1 protein-coding gene is annotated in these 2,778 nt (G+C 68.5%); it reads left to right on the top strand.

The window, feature by feature from the left end; translation table 11 throughout:
* Positions 1–14: 14 nt before the first annotated feature.
* The coding region (locus IMX17_RS25065) for an AMP-binding protein (protein ID WP_370571643.1) at positions 15–2,778 on the top strand (2,764 nt) is incomplete at its 3' end.

Here is a 2,778-nt window from a genome sequence, read left to right as displayed (position 1 = left end):
TGCCGGCGGCGCTGGTGGCGGAGTTTTACCGCCGGCTGCCGCAGGCGGAGTTGCATAACCTGTATGGGCCGACGGAGGCGGCGGTGGACGTCACCGCCTGGCACTGTTCGCGGGAGGCGGACCGGGTATCGGTGCCGATCGGTCGGCCGATCGCCAACACGCGCATCTATCTGCTGGACGAGCACGGGCAGCCGGTGCCGCTGGGGGCGGTGGGCGAGTTGTATATCGGCGGGGTACAGGTGGCGCGGGGCTACCTGAATCGGCCCGACTTGACGGCGGAGCGTTTCCTGAACGATCCGTTCGCGCCGGGCGGGCGCATGTACCGCACCGGTGACGTGGCGCGCTATCTGCCGGGGGGGGATATCGAATACCTGGGGCGCAACGACCAGCAGGTGAAAATCCGCGGCTTCCGCATCGAGTGCGGTGAGGTGGAAGCGACGCTGGCGACGCACCCGGCGGTGCGGGAAGCGGTGGTGGATGCGCGCGCGGTGGGCGACGACAAACGGCTGGTGGCGTGGGTGGTGCCGGCGGCGGACGTGGCGGAAGAGACGCTGGCGGGCGCGCTGCGGCAGCATGTGAGCGCGGCGCTGCCGGACTACATGGTGCCGTCGGCCTGGGTGGTGGTGGCGGCGTTGCCGCTGTCGCCGAACGGCAAGTTGGACCGTCGGGCGCTGCCGGAGCCGCAGGGGATACAGAGCCAGGTGGCGTACGAAGCGCCACAGGGTGAGCGCGAAACGCTGCTGGCGGAGATCTGGCGCGAGTTGCTGAACGTGGAGCGGGTTGGCCGCCACGACAACTTCTTCGAACTGGGCGGCCACTCGCTGCTGGCGGTGAAGTTGATGGCTCAACTGCGGCGTGCCGGTTTGGCGGCGAACGTGCAGACGCTGTTCTCAACGCCGACGCTGGCGACGCTGGCGCAGGCGGTGAGCGCGCAAGGGGAAATCGACATACCGGAAAACCGCATCTTGCCCGGTTGCGCCGCCATTACGCCGGAGATGTTGCCGCTGGCGACGCTGAGCCAGCCGGAGATCGACGCGGTGGTGGCGCAGGTGCCGGGCGGCGTGGCCAATGTACAGGACATCTACGCTTTGTCGCCGCTGCAGGAGGGGATTTTGTTCCACCATCTGCTGGCGGAGCAGGGCGATCCGTACCAGCTGTCCGCGGTGCTGCGCTTCGACAGCCGTGCGCGTCTGGATGCCTGGCTGGCGGCGATGCAGCAGGTGATCGATCGCCATGACATTCTGCGCACCGCGTTCATCACGCAGGGCGTATCTTCGCCGGTGCAGGTGGTGTGGCGCAAGGCCGAACTGGCACTGAGCGAGCGGCGTTTCGATCTGGCCGACGGCCCGGTTTGGCAACAGTTGGCGGCCGGTTTTGATCCGCTGCATCAGCGACAGGATCTGACCCGCGCGCCGCTGCTCAACTTTACCGTCGCGCAAGAGGAGGATGGCCGGTGGTGCGCCTTGCAGCAGTGGCACCATCTGATTGGCGATCACTCCACGCTGGCCTTTATGGAGCAAGAGGTCAGCGAAATCCTCGCCGGTCGCGGCGCACGGCTTGGCGCCGCCCAGCCGTTCCGCAATGCGGTGGCGCAGGCGCGCCTGACGCTCAGCGAAGCAGAGCATGAACGTTTCTTCCGCGACATGTTGGCGGATATCAGCGAGCCGGTCCTGCCGTTCGGCTTGAGTGATGTGCATGGCGAGGGACGGCAAATCGTCAGCCGCTACCAGGCGCTTTCTTCGGCCCTGAACCTGCGGCTGCGGCGGCAGGCGCGGCGGTTGGGCGTCAGTCTGGCCAGTTTGTGCCATCTGGCCTGGGCGCAGGTGCTGGCGCGCGTCAGCGGGCGAGACGCGGTCGTATTCGGCACCGTATTGCTGGGGCGTCTGCAGGGCGCTGAAGGCGCGGAACGGGCATTGGGGCTGTTTATCAACACGCTGCCGCTGCGCCTGGACATCGATCGGCGCGGCGCGGAGGCGGCGGCAAGGGAGGCGCATGTGCGGTTGAGCGGGCTGCTGGCTCATGAACATGCGCCGCTGGCCTTGGCGCAGCGCTGCAGCGGCGTCAGCCCTGGGGCGCCGCTGTTCAGCGCCCTGCTCAACTATCGCCACAACAACGGCGAGGCCGTGGCGCTGCCCGAAGGCGTCAGCCTGCTGAGCGCCGAAGAGCGCACCAACTATCCGTTCGTCTTGTCGGTGGAGGACGGCGGCGATTCGCTGGGCATTACGGCGCAGGTAACCGAGGCGATCGATGCGCAGCGCGTATGTGACTATATGGTGCAGGCGCTGGACTCACTGGCGCAAGCGCTGGAGCAGGCGCCGGATACGCCGGTGTGTTCACTGGCGGTGGTGCCGGAAGCGGAACGCGAGCTGCTGCTGCATGGCTGGAACCGCACCGAGCGTGACTACCCGCTGGATCAGACGCTGGCGGCGCTGTTCGAGCGGCAGGTGCGCCGCACGCCGGATGCCATCGCGCTGGTGAGCGGCGCGGAAAGCCTGAGTTACGCCCGGTTGAACGCCCGCGCCAACCGGCTGGCGCACGCGCTGATTGCGCGCGGCGTGGGCCCGGACAGCCGGGTGGCGGTGTGCGCCGAACGCGGCCTGAACATGGTGACGGCGCTGTTCGGCATCCTCAAGGCCGGCGGCGCCTATGTACCGCTGGATCCGGCCTATCCGGGCGAACGCCTGCAGTACATCCTGCAGGATGCCGACCCGGTGCTGCTGCTGGCGGACGCCGCCGGCCGGGCGGCGCTGGGCGAACCCGCGACGCCGCAGCTGGCGC

The sequence above is a fragment of the Serratia sp. X3 genome, from assembly GCF_014982455.1.
Classification (GTDB): Bacteria; Pseudomonadota; Gammaproteobacteria; order Enterobacterales; family Enterobacteriaceae; genus Serratia; species Serratia ureilytica.
This window is presented reverse-complemented; position numbering and strand designations above follow the sequence as displayed.